The sequence below is a fragment of the Kribbella speibonae genome (genome assembly GCF_004331375.1).
Lineage (GTDB): Bacteria > Actinomycetota > Actinomycetes > Propionibacteriales > Kribbellaceae > Kribbella > Kribbella sindirgiensis.
Genome location: NZ_SJKC01000009.1, coordinates 121,121 through 136,832, shown reverse-complemented (window position 1 = coordinate 136,832; position 15,712 = coordinate 121,121). Strand labels below are relative to the sequence as shown.

16 protein-coding genes are annotated in these 15,712 nt (G+C 66.4%); 8 read left to right on the top strand and 8 right to left on the bottom strand.

Features of this window, described 5'->3' with window-relative positions; all coding sequences use genetic code 11:
- Positions 1-2 precede the first annotated feature (2 nt).
- The gene (locus tag E0H92_RS41525; RefSeq protein WP_165550267.1) at positions 3-908 is read right to left on the bottom strand and encodes a GNAT family N-acetyltransferase; all 906 of its coding nucleotides are present in this window, start codon (positions 906-908) and stop codon (positions 3-5) included.
- Positions 905-1,768, bottom strand: a complete 864-nt coding sequence (locus tag E0H92_RS41520) for a GntR family transcriptional regulator (RefSeq protein ID WP_131500172.1) — start codon at positions 1,766-1,768, stop codon at positions 905-907. Before E0H92_RS41520 ends, E0H92_RS41525 begins: the two co-directional genes overlap by 4 nt.
- A 629-nt stretch (positions 1,769-2,397) precedes the next feature.
- Between E0H92_RS41520 and tgmA the strand changes: the two genes are divergently transcribed.
- Genes tgmA through tgmC form a run of 3 tightly spaced genes read left to right on the top strand, consistent with a single transcriptional unit; the run spans position 2,398 to position 4,911 of the window.
- Positions 2,398-2,712, top strand: coding sequence for a putative ATP-grasp-modified RiPP (tgmA, locus tag E0H92_RS41515; RefSeq protein WP_131460615.1), 315 nt, complete (start codon positions 2,398-2,400; stop codon positions 2,710-2,712).
- A 7-nt stretch (positions 2,713-2,719) separates the two neighbouring features.
- On the top strand, positions 2,720-3,697 hold the full coding sequence (tgmB, locus tag E0H92_RS41510; RefSeq protein WP_131460614.1) for an ATP-grasp ribosomal peptide maturase: 978 nt from the start codon (positions 2,720-2,722) through the stop codon (positions 3,695-3,697).
- The gene (gene tgmC, locus E0H92_RS41505; protein WP_131460613.1) at positions 3,694-4,911 is read left to right on the top strand and encodes an ATP-grasp peptide maturase system methyltransferase; all 1,218 of its coding nucleotides are present in this window, start codon (positions 3,694-3,696) and stop codon (positions 4,909-4,911) included. Before tgmB ends, tgmC begins: the two co-directional genes overlap by 4 nt.
- A gap of 166 nt (positions 4,912-5,077) precedes the next feature.
- Here tgmC and E0H92_RS41500 read toward each other — a convergent pair whose 3' ends face one another.
- Complete coding sequence (locus E0H92_RS41500; protein WP_131500171.1) at positions 5,078-6,325, bottom strand: erythromycin esterase family protein; 1,248 nt, start codon at positions 6,323-6,325, stop codon at positions 5,078-5,080.
- Between the two features lie 111 nt (positions 6,326-6,436).
- On the opposite strand from E0H92_RS41500, the gene E0H92_RS41495 reads away from it, so the two are divergent.
- Entirely contained in the window at positions 6,437-7,582 is a 1,146-nt protein-coding gene (locus tag E0H92_RS41495; RefSeq protein ID WP_131500170.1) for an FAD-dependent monooxygenase, read from the top strand.
- Positions 7,583-7,625: 43 nt separating this feature from the next.
- Here the strand turns inward: E0H92_RS41495 and E0H92_RS41490 are convergent, their stop codons facing one another.
- Complete coding sequence (locus E0H92_RS41490) at positions 7,626-8,315, bottom strand: TetR/AcrR family transcriptional regulator (RefSeq protein ID WP_238152550.1); 690 nt, start codon at positions 8,313-8,315, stop codon at positions 7,626-7,628.
- 226 nt (positions 8,316-8,541) lie between these two features.
- Between E0H92_RS41490 and typA the strand changes: the two genes are divergently transcribed.
- From typA to E0H92_RS41475, 3 genes are all read left to right on the top strand, one after another.
- On the top strand, positions 8,542-10,404 hold the full coding sequence (gene typA / locus E0H92_RS41485; protein WP_131500169.1) for a translational GTPase TypA: 1,863 nt from the start codon (positions 8,542-8,544) through the stop codon (positions 10,402-10,404).
- Positions 10,404-12,065 (top strand): glutamate--tRNA ligase, encoded by a 1,662-nt coding sequence (locus tag E0H92_RS41480; protein WP_238152549.1) that lies wholly within the window; start codon positions 10,404-10,406, stop codon positions 12,063-12,065. Before typA ends, E0H92_RS41480 begins: the two co-directional genes overlap by 1 nt.
- Before the next feature lie 181 nt (positions 12,066-12,246).
- A complete protein-coding gene (locus tag E0H92_RS41475; RefSeq protein ID WP_131460610.1) occupies positions 12,247-12,834 on the top strand; it encodes a L,D-transpeptidase in 588 nt (195 codons plus the stop codon).
- Positions 12,835-12,857: 23 nt separating this feature from the next.
- On the opposite strand, the gene E0H92_RS41470 is transcribed toward E0H92_RS41475, so the two are convergent.
- Entirely contained in the window at positions 12,858-13,361 is a 504-nt protein-coding gene (locus E0H92_RS41470; RefSeq protein WP_131500168.1) for a macro domain-containing protein, read from the bottom strand.
- Positions 13,362-13,450: 89 nt separating this feature from the next.
- Here E0H92_RS41470 and E0H92_RS41465 point away from each other — a divergent pair, with 89 nt between their 5' ends.
- Positions 13,451-14,242, top strand: coding sequence for a L,D-transpeptidase family protein (locus E0H92_RS41465; protein ID WP_165550266.1), 792 nt, complete (start codon positions 13,451-13,453; stop codon positions 14,240-14,242).
- Between the two features lie 2 nt (positions 14,243-14,244).
- Here the strand turns inward: E0H92_RS41465 and E0H92_RS41460 are convergent, their stop codons facing one another.
- From E0H92_RS41460 to E0H92_RS41450, 3 genes are all read right to left on the bottom strand, one after another.
- Positions 14,245-14,589 (bottom strand): DUF2516 family protein, encoded by a 345-nt coding sequence (locus E0H92_RS41460; RefSeq protein ID WP_131460606.1) that lies wholly within the window; start codon positions 14,587-14,589, stop codon positions 14,245-14,247.
- A 114-nt stretch (positions 14,590-14,703) separates the two neighbouring features.
- On the bottom strand, positions 14,704-15,237 hold the full coding sequence (locus E0H92_RS41455) for a hypothetical protein (protein ID WP_131460605.1): 534 nt from the start codon (positions 15,235-15,237) through the stop codon (positions 14,704-14,706).
- Between the two features lie 32 nt (positions 15,238-15,269).
- A complete protein-coding gene (locus E0H92_RS41450; RefSeq protein ID WP_202874101.1) occupies positions 15,270-15,656 on the bottom strand; it encodes a helix-turn-helix domain-containing protein in 387 nt (128 codons plus the stop codon).
- Positions 15,657-15,712: the final 56 nt, after the last annotated feature.

Here is a 15,712-nt window from a genome sequence, read left to right as displayed (position 1 = left end):
CGTCAGACCGAGGCGCCCTGCGGTGCCTGGACCAGATCGCCTCTGAGTGCGACCCGGCAACTGGGTTCGACCCCGGCATGAGCGATCCGGTAAACAAGACCGGGTCGCAGGCCACCGAGAGCCGAACCGATCACGACAAGCTGCCCGACCCGCCAAGCGTCTCCGGCGTGGTAGAGGATCGACGGCGCGACGTCAGTGGGGCCAACGGCAAGCGGCTCCTGCGATGCCAGGTACTTCAGATCGAGCATCCGGTGAACATGATTGGCTTCAGAGGGCTGAAGACGGTCCCGCTCATCCGCGCCGAGCCGTACGACGCTCTGTTCGGTGAGCGCATCGATCTGGCGGAGTTCGCCCTCAGGTGCCTCGACCGCAACGAGGTGTGGTGACCCTGCGGCCCATACGGCGCGATCCATCGCTTTCCACTCGAACAAGGCGCCGCTGGACCGGCCTGGTACGACGACGACTCGGAGGAGAGTCGCGCCGAGCGAACGGTAGTAGGTCTGCAGTTGTTCGTTGGTACGCCAAACGTCCCACCGCAAAACGGAGAGACCGCGGCGGCGTGCGTACATGAAGCCCGCGTGCAGCAGTAGTCGTCCGAGTCCCTGGCCGGTGCAGTCGGTCCGCGTGGCGATCTTCGACGCATAGAGAGCCGGAGCGGCGCGCTCGGACCGGCTCCAGAAATCGTGGTCGGCGCGGGTGCTGAGGGTGATCGTTCCGACGGCGCGGCGGGTGTCGTCGATCAGCAACCACGTCTCACCGGTTCCTACGGTTGCTGCGGTGTCGCGCGCGGGATCTTTCTTGGACCACTGAGCGATCCCGCGTCGGGCGAGCCAGGCGGCGCGCTCGGTCAGCAACTCGGCGACGATCGGTGAGTCGCCGGAAGTCGCTCTGATGAGACTGAATGTCACAACTCGGATCCCTCGGTCGACTCGCGATATCCGTCGGTAGGTGCTTCATCGTCCACGGTGTCGGCCAGTTTGGATCCTTCGGCGAGCTGGCGCCGGATCGCGTCGATACCTTCCTCGTTACCGGTCTCCCAGATCAGCCGGTTTCGTCCGCCCAGTCGCACTGTCTGCGTAACGCGTGTGACGCGGGTGTCGGTGGCTGCGGTTCGTGTCTGCACCAGCAATGGCGCGCCGAGAATGACGCCCAGGTCTGCCGAGTCTTCCTCGTTGGCGGCCGCATCGGTTACCTCGTCACGATGGGCGGTCTCTCGAAAGCCCTGCTCAGCCAGGCGCCGAATGGTCCCCTCTTCGATGTCGTGCGGGGAGTCGAGGCCGGTCTTCGCCGCGAGGTCGGGTGCGTACCAGCTACGTTCACGCGACCACGGCTCGCCGTCGAGCAACTGGAGTGTCGTGCGCTCGACGACGATCGTGTCGGCAGGTAGCCCCAGACGCCGGGCAACGTGCGCAGGCGGTACGCGCATAACCATCGTGAACCGTTTCGCCGGGACCCGATGCGTCTTGCGGGCGTTCTCGGTGAACGCGTCAGTGCCAGATCCCGCCCGGCCTGGACGTAGCGCGTCGGTGGCGTGAAAGTCGGTGCGGCCACGCGACCGAACGATCACGCCGCGCTTCCCGTTGACGTATCCGGAGTACGCGAGTCCCATCCGCTGCAGTTCGTTGACGGCCTGGCGGCCGGTCGATGGTGAGATCCCGTATTCGTCGGCCAGGTCGCGAACTGTCGGCAGGAAGTCGCCTGGCTGGTACCTGCCGGCGTAGATCGCGCGGGTCAGATCCTCCAGCACCTGCTGATACGCGTGTGCCACGGGATGGATCCTCCTACGTGCTCAACGCTCAGGGGCTTGATTCCTCTCACTCTCACAGTACAGCTTGGGTGAACCAGGAGAGTTGATTGCTTGGTTGACACAAGGTCTGAATGAAGGCACAGTTGCACTGAGCGTTCCGGATCTGACAGTCAGTGAACGGAGAGTTTCTGTGATTGCAGACGAGTGGGTACGGCCAATTGACTACGTCTGGTGTCGCTCATGCGGCCCCTGATGCTGGGGTTCGTGCGGGTGAGCGGCTGTGCGACCGCTGAGATCGAACTGACTGGGCGGATGGCGGGCTGGGCCCACCGGGAGGGTTATGTGCTCGGTGCGACCTATCGGGAGCAGTCTGGGAACAGCGCGTTCGAGTCGTTGCTTCAGGCAATCGTGAGGTATGAGGCCGCCGGTGTGGTTGTGCCCACCTTCGAGCATCTGGGTCCTTGTCCGGAGATGCGTGTCCGGACCATCCGGGAGCGGACAGGGGTCAGCGTTTACGCGGTTGCGCCAACGTCTGACCGTGCGGCCAGAAGCGCGGCAGGGCGAGGAGACGGCGGCTGACGATCGGTGTGCCGACATCGGATCGTTTGTCGCCGACAACGATTGAGACCTTACGAGGAAAGGAATCTGAGATGTATCGATATGCAGATCGCATCCCGCTTGCGGCGGCAATTGATCGGCGGTCGGCGGCTTGTCCGCGACCGTGGGGGCTATCACGGCTTGAGCCGTTCATGTCCGTCGATCAGATGGATGAGACGGCGGTCGGCCTGGATCCGAAGACGCAGCTGGGCCGGTACGTCGGTGCCGATGGAGTGATCACGATGGCCCCAGGAAAGCACTCGAGGTCACGGCGTGGCACGGAGAAGGGCACCAAGACGGGCAACCGCAGGGACGGATCGCGGCCGGGCGGCGACACCGACCATGAGCAAGACACCAAGCTGGACTGACCAGCCCATGACAGACAAGGACCCGCGCCCGGTTGTGATTGTCACCGAGCTTGATGATGCACATGCGGATCTGGTGATCGCAGAGCTTGTCGAGCGCGACGTGCCCGTGGCTCGTTTCGACCCCTGCGATTTTCCCGACCGGTTGACCATGTCCGCGTATATCGACGGTCAGGACGACCTCAGCGGGTTCCTGGGCTGGATGACGACTCCGAGCCGAGTAGTGGCGCTCGGGGCCGTCAGATCGCTGTACTATCGACGGCCGACCTCTTTCTCGTTCGCTCATCTGGAGCCGCAAGCTGAGCGGTTCGCCGCCGCACAGGCTCGCTTCGGCTTGGGAGGTGTTCTGGCCCGACTCCCGGGTTGCCGCTACGTGAATCATCCGCACGCGATCGCAGACGCGGAGTACAAGCCGGCGCAGCTTGCGGCTGCCGTCGGTGTGGGCTTCGATATCCCTTCAACGCTGATTACCAACGACCTGACCGACGCGCGAGAGTTTGTTGCGCAGCAGCCAACGATCTACAAGCCGTTGTATGTCGGCGAGTATGCGACCGACGACGGGCAACCTGCGTCGATCTGGGTCCGCGAGGTCACCGCTGCGGAGCTTGACGACTCGGTCGCCTCGACGATGCATCTGTTCCAAGCGCGAGTCGAGAAGCTGGCCGACCTTCGGGTTACGGTGATCGGCGACAAAGCATTCTGCGTCCGTATCGAGACTGCGGATGCAACACAGGTCGACTGGCGATACGACTATGACCAGCTCAGCTACAGCGTGACCCGGCCTCCCGCGGGCCTGGTCAACTCCATGCAGGCATACCTGAAGCGCTTCGGATTGGTCTTCGGCTGCTTTGACTTCGCATTGACGAAGGCAGGCGAGCCGGTGTTCCTCGAATGCAATCCCAACGGACAGTGGGCTTGGTTGGAAGATGAGACCGGTGAACCGATGGTCGCCGCGATGGCAGACCTGCTACAGGGAGTTGCCCGATGAGTGCTGCTGATTCACGCGGTCGATCGGTTCACCTTCGACGCCACTTGGTCGATGCCTTGACGGAGACCGGTGACTTACGCACTCGGCCATGGCGAGACGCGATACAGGCGGTCCCGCGTGAAGTGTTCATCCCCACGTTCTTCCGCCCGGTCGACGGGCCGGCCGAGACCCTCTGGATGCCGGTGACCGCGGATCTGATTGATGAGTCGGAATGGCTGGAGTTGGCGTACCAGGATGAAACCTGGGTCACTCAGCTCGACGGGCAACTCGATCCGAAACAGACAGAGCGCCCGGTCACGGGTGTTCCAACGTCGTCGTCGACGATGCCGGGTCTAGTCGTGCGAATGCTCGAAGAACTTCGGGTCGAGGATGGCGCGAAGGTCTTGGAAATCGGCACGGGTACGGGCTACTCGACGGCTCTGCTCAGCGAGCGCCTGGGTGGTGAGTTCGTGACCTCGATCGAATACGACTCTGCTGTGGCCCGACGCGCCGCACTCGCCCTAGGCACCGCCGGTTATACCCCCAACCTGGTGGTCGGCGACGGCCTTGATGGTCACCCGGCCACAGCGCTCTTCGACCGGGTTATCGCGACCTGCTCGGTGCGGCATGTTCCTGCGGCGTGGATCGAACAGACGCGCCCTGGTGGGTCGATCCTCACGACGCTGACGGGCTGGCTTGATGCTTCGGCGGGACTCGTACGCCTAGAAGTCACTGGGCAGGGTCGTGCAAAGGGGACGTTCCTCGGTACGACGGACTCATTCATGCCTGCACGGCCGCACGACCGGCCCGCACTGCCGGACGATCTCTTCGACTGGCTCGGCGAAACCTCCGGCAAGGAACGTGCGACAGCGATCGGGCCTGAGGTTCTCGAGCAGACGGTCGATTGGACTGCCGCATACCTCGCACAGTTGGCAGTACCCGGCGCCCAGCCCATTGGCATCAGCGAAGGCGACGGGCCAATGATCACTTATCTCATCGACGGGGGACGACAAGCATTCGCGGCCCTGATTCCGCAGTCGGACCGCTCCTGGCGAGTCAGAACGGCTGGTCCAGTCGATCTTTGGGCACGAGTGGAGAGGATCCTCGAAACTTGGCGAGCCGCAGGGCAGCCGTCGCTCGACTCGTTTCACATCGACATCAGGCCCGATGTCCAGACGATCAGCCTGACCGGAGTCGGCGACCGGCCTCTTGGTTCGCTGCCGCTCCGAACCTGACCCGGCCGCACCAACTCACCATAAGTTCTTGCTTCTTTGAGGAATCTTCAGAGTCTAGGTTGCCCGCCGAAGCCAGCCACCACTCTAAATCTCTTCTTTCCTTGGTCTTTTCTTCAATCCTTTCTCTTCTCTCTTGCGTTTCCTTCATACCTCCTCTTTACGTATCTCAGTTGGTTAGTGGGTGGGTTGGGGTGACTGTTTGGGTGTGGAGGATGGTGTCGAACCAGGCGGATAGGGGGTCGCCTGTTAGGCAGGAGGTTGGGCCTGCTTCGGGGAGACCGCGGGTCTTGGCGGTCTGGTGCAACCAGGTGCGGACGGCTGGGGGTTGTGGGTGGGTGTGGAGGTCTAGGAGGAAGTTGTCCAGGCCTGTTGCTGTTAGTTGGTGTTCGAACCAGTCGGTGGGGGCGGGGGGCATGGTGATGGGGCCTAGCGTTGTGCCGTGGTCGAAGGTGCAGGTGATGGAGCGGTAGCGGTTGCCGTACCAGGTGCGGAGGTAGGAGCCGGCGCTGCGGAAGCCGATGGGTGGTTCGCTGGCTCGTAGGTGTGGGGCGTTGGCGGTGTGGGCGCTGGCTGCCCAGTAGATGACCTTGTTGCGGGTGAAGCTGTGCCACCAGCGGACGTTCTCGGCTGCGCGGGCGTCGCGGTACGCCCAGTTCTGGTCGTCCGGCAGGCTGAATGCCGTGTAGAACGAGCGGATCTGGCGCGCGTGGTGCTCGGTGATCGCGTAGTCGCGGTCGTTGGGCCGGTGCGGTAGGTCGCGCACCAGCGAGTAGACGGCGCGGGCCTTCGCCACGTACGGCGCTTTGTCCTTGACCTCCTGCCAGTACCACCGGACGTACGCGCCCATGTCGTCGGTGGTCGGGCGGATCGGGTCGAGGTTGCGGTGCAGTTCGGCCAGCCGGTGCGGTGCGCGGCGGGCGACGTACTCGGCGACGGCGTCGTACGAGAGGCGCCGGGTCGAGAAGTACTCCGTACCGGCGAACCGGACCTTGTCGCGATGCGTGGCGTTGTACGCACGGAGGTACTCGAAGAGCTCGGCGATCTCGTGCGTACGGGCTTCGGAGCTCAGCCCTCTCATCAACGCGTGCAGATCGCCGCGACCGGTGACGATGTAGTCGTTCAACTGGGTACCGAGCGACCAGTCGTCCTCGAACGCGATCGCCCGGAAGCCGTGCTGCTCGACGAGGTTGCGGACGACGCGGAGCTTGAGGCGGGTGATCTCGGCGGTCCCGTGGACGGCCTCGCCGAGACCGACGATCTGCGCGTTTCCCGGCTTCAGTTCGGTGATCGGCTTGGCGTTCTGGGCGATCCAGCGGGTGATCGGATCGCCTGTCGCGGTGGCGGTGGGGCTGCCCAGGCTGACGGCGGCGAGTGCCGAGCCGGCCAGCAGCGTTCTGCGAGAGATGGGTTCCATGCCATCTCACCCTGTCGTTCAGGCCCGGTCCGGGCATCCTCCACCGGAAGGCTTCGCAGATACGCCGTCCGTCGTACGCGCTGAGCCCTCCGCGTTCCTAAGGTGAAGGGCATGGACGAGGCGATCGTGATCGGGGCCGGGATCGGCGGGCTGGCGGCAGCTGCCGCGTTGGAGCGCGGCGGCTGGCGGGTCCGGGTCCTGGAGAGCGCGCCGGAATTGGGGGAGGTCGGGGCGGGGCTCGTGGTGACCGTCAACGGACAACGGGCGGCCGCAGAGCTCGGAGCACTCGAGCGGATCCGGCGGAACGGGTACGGCGTACGCGCGGCCGGCACCAGGCGGTGGGACGGGAAATGGTTGCTCAAGGCACCTGATGCCGACGGTACCGGGATGATCGGGATTCACCGGCGCCGGCTGCACCAGGCCCTGGTCGAGGCGCAGGACGCCGATCTGGTGACGGGCGCCCGCGTCAGCCAGGTCGAACCCGGGGCGGTGGGTGGTGAGCAGGCCCGGGTGACCTGGGAGTCGGCGGACGGGACACACAGTGCGCGGGCCGACCTCGTCGTCGGAGCGGACGGGATCCGGAGCGTCACGCGCAACAGCCTGTTCTCCAGCGAATTGAAGTACAGCGGCTTCAGTTGCTGGCGGGCCGCGATACCGGACACCACGGTCGACGACCGGTTCGCGATGACCTGGGGGCCGAACGCCGAGTTCGGTGCGCTGCGGATCAGCGCCGACGAGGTCTACTGGTACGGGTACGTCGCGATGCCGAGCGGCCGGCCGATCGACGACGAGGTACGGGCGGTCCGTGAGTACTTCGCTGCGTGGGCTCCTGACGTACGGGCGTTGATCGCGGCGACGGACGAGGTGATCCGGCACGACGTGTGGGTGCTGGACCGGCCGCTACCGCGCTACACGATTGGGCGGACCGTGCTGATCGGGGACGCGGCGCATCCGATGCTGCCGACGCTGGGGCAGGGCGCGAACTCGGCGCTCGAGGACGCGGTGACGCTCGGGCTGGTGATCCCGGCCGACCGCGAGCTGGCAGCTGGGCTGGGCGAGTACGAGTCGCAGCGCTACCGACGTACGCAGCGAATCGTCAGCCGGTCGGCGTGGATGGGACGGACCGGAGCGGAGGTCGGCGCACGCGGTCAGTGGCTGCGGAACGCGATGCTCCGCATCACCCCACCACGAGCCGCCCTAAGAAACGGCGCCCGAATCTTCAACTGGACCCCGCCACGAGCGTCCAGCCAACTTTGAGAACCCACCAACCAAAAACCGTGCCGAAAAATGGTTGGTGGGTTCACAAAGTTGGCGCGGGGACGGCTCGTAGGCGGCTGGCGGCGGGGGATGGGATCGGGAGGGGCGCAGGGGGTGGGGGGAGGGCGTAGCCGGCGTAGAGGCGGGTGCGGATCGCTTCCAGGGGGAAGGTCTCGCGGTAGATCGCGAGTTTGACGGTCACGCCCTCCAAGGTTGCTCTGAGCAACATTTCCTCGACGGCCGGGTCGGCGGCGCCGCGGGCCGCGAACACGTCGCGGATCGCGTCCTCGACCAGCGACAGGCGGCCGGACTTGGCCTGCTCGACGCGGGCGAACACGTCGTGGGTGGTCGGCTGCATCATCAGCGTGATCGCGAGCCGCTGGATCGGGAGCGTGGTCGCGGCCGCCATCAGGGCGCCGTCGATGATGCCGGCCAAACGTTCATCAGGAGTTCCCTGGATGGACAACAGGCCGGAGATGCCGTCCAGCCAGCGGTCCAGCAGCTCGGCCGCCAGGTGCTCCTTGGTCGCGAAGTAGTACGAGACCAGGCCGCGGGAGACGCCGGCCGCGGCGGTGATGTCGGAGATCGACGCCGCCTCGTACCCCTTGGCGGCGAAGGTCTCGAGCGCCGCGGCCAGGATGCGTTCGCGGGACCGCTCCCGCAGTTCCTGATTGACGGTCGCCGATCGCGGCACGGACTCCTTCTTCCGGTCGAAGCCTGAAGCGCCGGGCAACCCCCCATCCTCGTGCCCGGCGCCTCGGGCTGACCCCCCGTGGTTTCGGCCCCTCCCCAGGCGCCGTCTATAGACTGGACGTCCAGTCAACAAACGTCAAGGACCTTCCCGTTTTCTGGACACGAGCGGTGACGGGTAGACTGAAAGGGCTGCGCCCTGTGTCGAGTGGCACGTGAAACCGCCGTAGCCACCGCCAGATCCCTCTCATTGCTTGGAGCGCTTCCTCATGCCTGTCCGTAACGACCTGCGCAACGTCGCGATCGTGGCCCACGTCGACCACGGGAAGACCACCCTCGTCGACGCGATGCTGTGGCAGTCCGGCGCCTTCGGAGCCCATCAGCACGTGGACGAGCGGGCCATGGACTCCGGCGACCTGGAACGTGAGAAGGGCATCACGATCCTCGCCAAGAACACCGCCGTACGGCACAAGATGGCCAACGGCGAGCAGATGACGATCAACATCATCGACACCCCCGGGCACGCCGACTTCGGCGGCGAGGTCGAGCGCGGCCTGTCGATGGTGGACGCGATCGTGCTGCTGGTGGACGCCTCCGAGGGCCCGCTGCCGCAGACCCGGTTCGTGCTCCGCAAGGCGCTGGCCCGGCAGATGCCGGTGATCCTGGTGGTGAACAAGGTCGACCGTCCGGACGCCCGGATCTCCGAGGTCGTCGACGAGACGTACGAGCTGTTCCTCGACCTGCTCGACCACGACGCGGACCAGTCCGCGCTGGACTTCCCGGTCGTCTACGCCTCGGCCCGGGCCGGCCGCGCCTCGCTGACCCAGCCCGCCGACGGCGGGATGCCGGACTCGGAGGACCTCGAGCCGCTGTTCGAGACGATCCTGAACAACGTTCCGGCCCCGGAGTACACCGAGGACGCACCGCTGCAGGCCCACGTCACGAACCTCGACGCCTCGCCGTTCCTCGGCCGGCTCGCGCTGGTCCGCGTGCACGAAGGCACCCTGAAGAAGGGCTCGCAGGTCGCGTGGTGCCGCCACGACGGCTCGATCCAGAAGGTCAAGATCACCGAACTGCTGGTCACCGAGGCGCTCGAGCGCGTCCCCGGCGACTCGGCCGGCCCGGGTGACATCGTCGCGATCGCGGGCATTCCCGAGATCATGATCGGCGACACCCTGACCGACCCGGACAACCCCAAGCCGCTGCCGCTGATCACCGTGGACGAGCCGGCCATCTCGATGACGATCGGCACCAACACCTCGCCGCTGGCCGGCCGGACCAAGGGCACCAAGGTGACCGCGCGGCTGGTCAAGGACCGGCTCGACCGCGAACTGGTCGGCAACGTGTCGCTGAAGGTGCTCCCGACCGAGCGCCCGGACGCCTGGGAGGTGCAGGGCCGTGGTGAGCTGGCGCTGGCCATCCTGGTCGAGCAGATGCGTCGCGAGGGCTACGAGCTGACCGTCGGCAAGCCGCAGGTGGTCACCCGCGAGATCGACGGCAAGCGGCACGAGCCGGTCGAGCGGCTGACGATCGACTGCCCCGAGGAGTACCTCGGCACGGTCACCCAGTTGCTCGCGGTCCGCAAGGGCCGGATGGAGCAGATGACGAACCACGGCACCGGCTGGGTCCGGATGGAGTTCCTGGTCCCGGCCCGCGGGCTGATCGGGTTCCGTACCGAGTTCCTCACCGACACCCGCGGTACCGGTATCGCGCACCACGTCTTCGAGGGGTACGAGCCGTGGTTCGGCGAGCTGCGCACGCGGCCGTCCGGTTCGCTCGTGTCCGACCGGGCCGGCGCGGCCACGTCGTACGCGATGATCAACCTGCAGGAGCGCGGCACGATGTTCGTGGAGCCGGCCACCGAGGTGTACGAGGGCATGATCGTCGGCGAGAACTCGCGCTCCGACGACATGGACGTCAACATCACCAAGGAAAAGAAGATGACCAACGTCCGCTCGAACGCGGACGAGTTCGAGAAGCTGGTGCCGGCCCGCAAGCTGTCGCTCGAGCAGTCGCTGGAGTTCTGCCGCGAGGACGAGTGCGTGGAGGTGACGCCGGACGCGATCCGGATGCGCAAGGTCGCCCTCACCCAGATCGAGCGCGCCAAGCTCGGCCGCAAGTCGAAGAGCTGATGGTCGACGAGCTGATGATCGACCGCGCGGTGGTAGACGGGCTCTTCCCGGCGGATCTCCCGGAGCCGGGGCACTGGGAAGAGCGGTATCCGGCACGGGATCTGCCGGAGGGTGCGAAGGTCACGCGGATCGGCCCGTCGCCGACCGGTTTCATCCACATCGGCGGTATCTACGTCGGGATGATCGACCGGGACGTCGCGGCCGATTCCGGCGGCGTGTACGTGGTGCGGATCGAGGACACCGACCAGGCACGTGAGGTCGAGGGGGCGCTGGAGCAGTTCGACCGCGCCTTCGAGTACTTCCACATCAGCTCCGACGAGGACCGCAACCGCGGCTCGTACGGGCCGTACCTGCAGTCCGAGCGCGAGCAGATCTACCTCACCTACGTGCGGCACCTGCTCCGGCAGGGCAAGGCGTACCTGTGCTTCGCGACGAAGGACGAGCTCGCCGACATCACCGCCCGCCAGCAGGCCTCGAAGGTCCCCACCGGGTACTACGGCAAGTGGGCGATCTGGCGCGACGCGGACCCGTCCGACGTCGCCGCCAAGCTGGCCGAGGGAACGCCGTACGTCGTGCGTTTCCGGGCACCTGAAGGCGAGACGCGGACCAGCTTCGTGGACGCGATCCGCGGCCGGCTCGAGCACGAGGCGAACCGCAACGACGCCGTGATCCTGAAGTCGTCGGACCAGTCGCCGCGGCTCCCGACGTACCACTTCGCGCATGCGGTCGACGACCATCTGATGCGGGTGAACCTGGTGATCCGCGGCGACGAGTGGATCTCGTCGGTGCCGTTGCACCAGCAGCTGTTCGCGGCGCTCGAGTTCGAGCCGATCACGTACGCGCACATCGCGCCGTTGATGAAGCAGATCCCGGGCGGCAAGCGGAAACTCTCGAAGCGCAAGGACCCTGAGGCCGGCGTGGACTTCTACATCGGCGCGGGTTACCCGGCCGATGCGGTTCTGTACTACCTGCGCGGCCTGGCGAACGGCCGGCTCGCGGAGGTGCCGCTGGCCGAGGCGCTGGCGACACCGATCGACCTGAGCCTGTGCGGTGTCGCCGGCCCGCTGGTCGACCTGGTGAAGCTGGAGGACCTCAGCGCCGACCACATCGCGACGCTGAGCGGGCAGCAGATCCTCGACGCGGTGCGTGCCTGGGCCGTGGAGTACGACGCTGAGCTCGTTCCCGTGCTCGACAACGAGAAGGACCTCGCGCTGCGGGCGCTCGCGGTCGAGCGCGACGGTGTCGAGAACCCCCGCAAGGACCTGCGCAAGTGGTCGGACTTCCGGCCGGCGTACGGGTTCTTCTTCACCGAGCTGTTCGTCCCGGTGGACGGGCCGGCGGACGAGCGGCTGGTTCCGCTCGGTGTCGCGCCGGAGGTCGTCACCGCGTTCGCCGCGGACCTGGTGGCTCAGTACGAGCATCTCGACGACCCGCAGGAGTGGTTCGACCAGATCCGCGCGCTCGCCGGCAAGCACCGGTTCGCGCCGAACGCCAAGGAATACAAGAAGAATCCGGACGCGTACGTCGGCTCGATCCGCGAGGCCTCGCAGCTCGTTCGCGTCGCGATCACCGGCGCCACCCGCAGCCCCGACCTGCACGCAACCGCGCAGGCCCTGGGCGCGTCCGAAGTACTGCGCCGGCTGCGTGCACTGACGTCCTAGGGCACGAACTGGACACGGTGGTTGACGGAGCGTGCCTCCGCCTCCGTCGGTGTGATACACACTTTCTCGGCCACTGGTGGGGCAGTGGCGGGGGAAGAAAGTTTTGATTCGTTACCAACCAGACGTGAAGTAGCGACGTCTGTCTTGTGGAAGCACTCTTTGGGGGAAGGACAAGGGAAACATGGGCATTCTGCGTAAGTTCGGCGCTACCCTGACGGCCGCCGCGTTCGTGGGCGTCGGCGCACTGTCGGCGACCACTTCGGCCGAGGCCGCGCCTCAGGTTGTGACGTCGGCGCAGAATTCGACGACGGCGCCGCGTCCGGTCGGTCAGCCGCCGAAGGCCGCCACGGCGAAGAAGGCGACCTCGAACAGCAAGCTGATCGCCAAGTACCGCATCGACCGCCGCTGCATGACCAAGGGTCGCGTGCTGTGCATCAACAAGAAGACCCGCAAGCTGGTCTACATGGTGAACGGCAAGCCGGTGCAGGTGATGGACGTCCGGTTCGGCTCCAGCCGGACCCCGACGCGCAACGGCGTCTTCCGCGTCTACCGCAAGTCGAAGAACCACGTGTCGTCGCTGTACCACACCAAGATGCCGTACGCGATGTTCTTCAGCGGCGGCCAGGCGGTGCACTACTCCTCGGACTTCAAGGCCCGCGGCTACAACGGCGCCTCGCACGGCTGCGCGAACATCCGCGACAAGAAGAAGATCGCCTGGGTCTTCGCCCGGGTGAAGGTCGGCGACCGCGTCGTCGTCTACAGCAAGTGATCTGAGCGCAGCGGCCGGGGAGCCTACTCCCCGGCCGCTGTTGCGTTTCCGAACGCCTTGTAGAGCCGTGGTTCCACCAGGCAGAAGGTGGCCTTGGTGATGTTCGTCGGCGTACGGCGCAGCGTCTGTACGGCGATGTCCGCGGCGGACTGCGCCGGCCAGCCGTAGATCCCGGCCGAGACCGCGGGCAAGGTCATCGTGCGTACGTCGAGCTCGTCCGCGATCCGCAACGCGTTGCGGTAGCAGGACTCGAGCAGCGTCGGATCTCGCTGCCCCGCGGTGAAGTTCGGCCCGACCACGTGGATCACGTACGACGCCGGTAGTGCGCCGGCCGTGGTCCATACCGCCGTACCGGTGGGAGTGCCGTTCGGGTACCGCTCGATGAGCTCCGCGAGGATCTCGCGCCCGCCCACCCGATGGATCGCGCCGTCGACGCCGCCACCGCCGCGTAACGCGTGATGGGCGGCGTTCACGATCGCGTCCGCGGGCACCGTGGTGATGTCCGCCGCGCTCAGCAGGATCTCCATGCGCAGCTCCTCCGGTACGCTGAGCCAACCAGATGGCCGGTGAGGACGTCCTACAAGTGTAGGGACGGGGTCTATGTGAGGGGTGTCCGATGCGCGGGCTGTTGATTCGCAAGTTGCTGAGCGGGCTGGTGGTCGGGGGCGCGATTGCGGCACTCCTGAGTACCGGAACGAGCGCGACCGCGGCCCCGCAGGACCTGAAGACGGTGCCGTTCGAGGTCAGCGGTGAGCTGCCGATCTACCCGAAGGCGCTCTGGAAGAACGGGTCCAGCGGGACCAACGTCCGCAAGGTCGAGGCGCGGCTGGTGCAGCTGAAGCTGCTCGAGAAGCGCTACCTGGACAACGAGTTCGGCACCATGACCCGGTCCGCGGTGAAGAAGTTCCAGAAGTCTCACGGGATTCCCCAGCTCGGGTACATCGACCAGAACACCTGGAACCAGCTGGTGAAGGTCACCCACGAGCCGACCCAGACCGAGCTGTTCCCGCCGGTGCCGGTGGTGAACGGCAAGAAGCTCGACGCCCGCTGCGCGACCGGTGTCGCGCTGTGCATCGACAAGACCACCCGCAAGCTGCGGTACGTCGTCGACGGCGTGGTGAAGATGCAGATGGACGTCCGGTTCGGTGCGGTGAAGACCGCGACCCGGGAAGGCAGCTTCACGGTCGGCTGGAAGAGCCGGAACCACGTCTCGAAGCTGTACGACTCGAAGATGCCGTACGCGATGTTCTTCAGCGGCGGCCAGGCGGTGCACTACTCGTCGGACTTCGCGGCCCGCGGTTACAACGGCGCGTCCCACGGCTGCGTGAATGTCCGCGACCTGGCCAAGATCAAGGTGCTGTTCGACCAGATCCACGTCGGCGACAAGGTGATCGTCTACCGCTCGTAGGTTTACAGCGGGCGCGGGCCCCGCCGCCGGCGGATCGCTCCCCAGCCGCCGCGGCCACGGCCGGTGGCGGCGCGCAGGGCCGGGCGGGCGTCCACGAGGTACACGGCGGACGCGACGATGCCGATCAGGCCGAAGAAGCTCAGCCAGCCCTGGAACACCTGACTCAGCGTGAACACGACCAGGATCAGCACCCAGCCGGGCTTGGTGAGCTTGTCGGCGGCGATGAACACCGCCCGTGGCCGGAAGACCGCGTCGGCGAGCGCGACCAGCTTGATCGCAAGCAGCACCCACCAGATGACCGACAGCGGATCGTCGAACCCGGGGATCAGGCTCCGGAAGGTGATCATGCTACGAGCCTAACCGACAGAACGGGCGGCCCACCTCTGCTCGGTCGCAGCTGTGGACCGCCCGGTCCCAGGATTCACCCGGAGTGGGGTGAATCGTCACCGTCTGTGGTGTGATCAGTCGCCGACCTTGTCGGCCGCGGACTCGGCGGCCTTGGCGGCGGCCTTCGCGGTCTTGCGGGCGCTGGTCGCGGTCGCCTTGACGTTGCGGGTGGCGCTCGTGGCGGTCTTCTTCGCGGTGGTGCGGGTGGCCTTGGCCTTGCTCACCGTGGTCTTGGCGGTGCTGACCAGGTCCTCGGTCGCCTGCTGGTGGCGGATCCGCTCGACCAGGTCCTTGCCGCGGCCGGCCAGGTCCTCGTAGGTCTCCTCGGCCTGGCCGAGAACGACGGTGAAACCGGCCTGCGCGGTCTTCGGCAGCTCACGCAGCTTCGCCGGGGCGGTGCGCGCGTCGGCGACGATCGCCTCGAAGCGCTTGGTCAGCTCGGCCTGCGCCTTGGTGAGCTCCTTGGTGAGCTCGGTCTGCAGGTTCTTCTGGTCGAGCTTCGCGAACCGGGCGGTCACGTCCTCGCCGACGGCGCGGACCTTCTCGACCGCGAGGTCGCCGGCGCCGGCGATCGCGTAGAACGGGGTAACAGGCGTACGGGTAGCCATCAGGCTTCTCCTCGGGGTGTTTTCAGCAGGTGCTAGTCAGCAGATGGGGTGTTCTCGCGGACGAACGACGCGTAGACGTCCAGCAGTACACGCTTCTGCCGTTCGTTCAGCGCCGGGTCGAGCAGGACGGCGTCGACCACACCGGAGGGCTGTTTGCCCTCCTGGCTCTCGTCCGGATCGAGAATGCCGGCCCGTACGTAGAGGGTCTCCGCGGAGATCCGCAACGCCTTCGCGAGCTGCTGCAGTACGTCGGCCGACGGCTTCCGCAGACCGCGCTCGATCTGGCTCAGGTACGGGTTCGACACTCCGGCCAGGTCGGACAACTGCCGCAACGACAGCTGCGCGTTCCGCCGCTGCTCGGCGAGGTACTCCCCGACGGAGCCCACCGCCCCCGCTGCCCGATCACTCAACTTGGCCACACCCCCAGTCTGCTAGCAGCTGCTTGCAATTGCAAGCACCCCACCCGTGACCCCGC

Bases quoted from the DNA above. Each gene is read 5' to 3' on its own strand.
- tgmA (WP_131460615.1), top strand. From the start codon at position 2,398: ATGTATCGATATGCAGATCGCATCCCGCTTGCGGCGGCAATTGATCGG.
- tgmB (WP_131460614.1), top strand. From the start codon at position 2,720: ATGACAGACAAGGACCCGCGCCCGGTTGTGATTGTCACCGAGCTTGAT.
- tgmC (WP_131460613.1), top strand. From the start codon at position 3,694: ATGAGTGCTGCTGATTCACGCGGTCGATCGGTTCACCTTCGACGCCAC.
- E0H92_RS41500 (WP_131500171.1), bottom strand. From the start codon at position 6,325: ATGGAACCCATCTCTCGCAGAACGCTGCTGGCCGGCTCGGCACTCGCC.
- E0H92_RS41495 (WP_131500170.1), top strand. From the start codon at position 6,437: ATGGACGAGGCGATCGTGATCGGGGCCGGGATCGGCGGGCTGGCGGCA.
- typA (WP_131500169.1), top strand. From the start codon at position 8,542: ATGCCTGTCCGTAACGACCTGCGCAACGTCGCGATCGTGGCCCACGTC.
- E0H92_RS41480 (WP_238152549.1), top strand. From the start codon at position 10,404: ATGGTCGACGAGCTGATGATCGACCGCGCGGTGGTAGACGGGCTCTTC.
- E0H92_RS41475 (WP_131460610.1), top strand. From the start codon at position 12,247: ATGGGCATTCTGCGTAAGTTCGGCGCTACCCTGACGGCCGCCGCGTTC.
- E0H92_RS41470 (WP_131500168.1), bottom strand. From the start codon at position 13,361: ATGGAGATCCTGCTGAGCGCGGCGGACATCACCACGGTGCCCGCGGAC.
- E0H92_RS41465 (WP_165550266.1), top strand. From the start codon at position 13,451: ATGCGCGGGCTGTTGATTCGCAAGTTGCTGAGCGGGCTGGTGGTCGGG.
- E0H92_RS41460 (WP_131460606.1), bottom strand. From the start codon at position 14,589: ATGATCACCTTCCGGAGCCTGATCCCCGGGTTCGACGATCCGCTGTCG.
- E0H92_RS41455 (WP_131460605.1), bottom strand. From the start codon at position 15,237: ATGGCTACCCGTACGCCTGTTACCCCGTTCTACGCGATCGCCGGCGCC.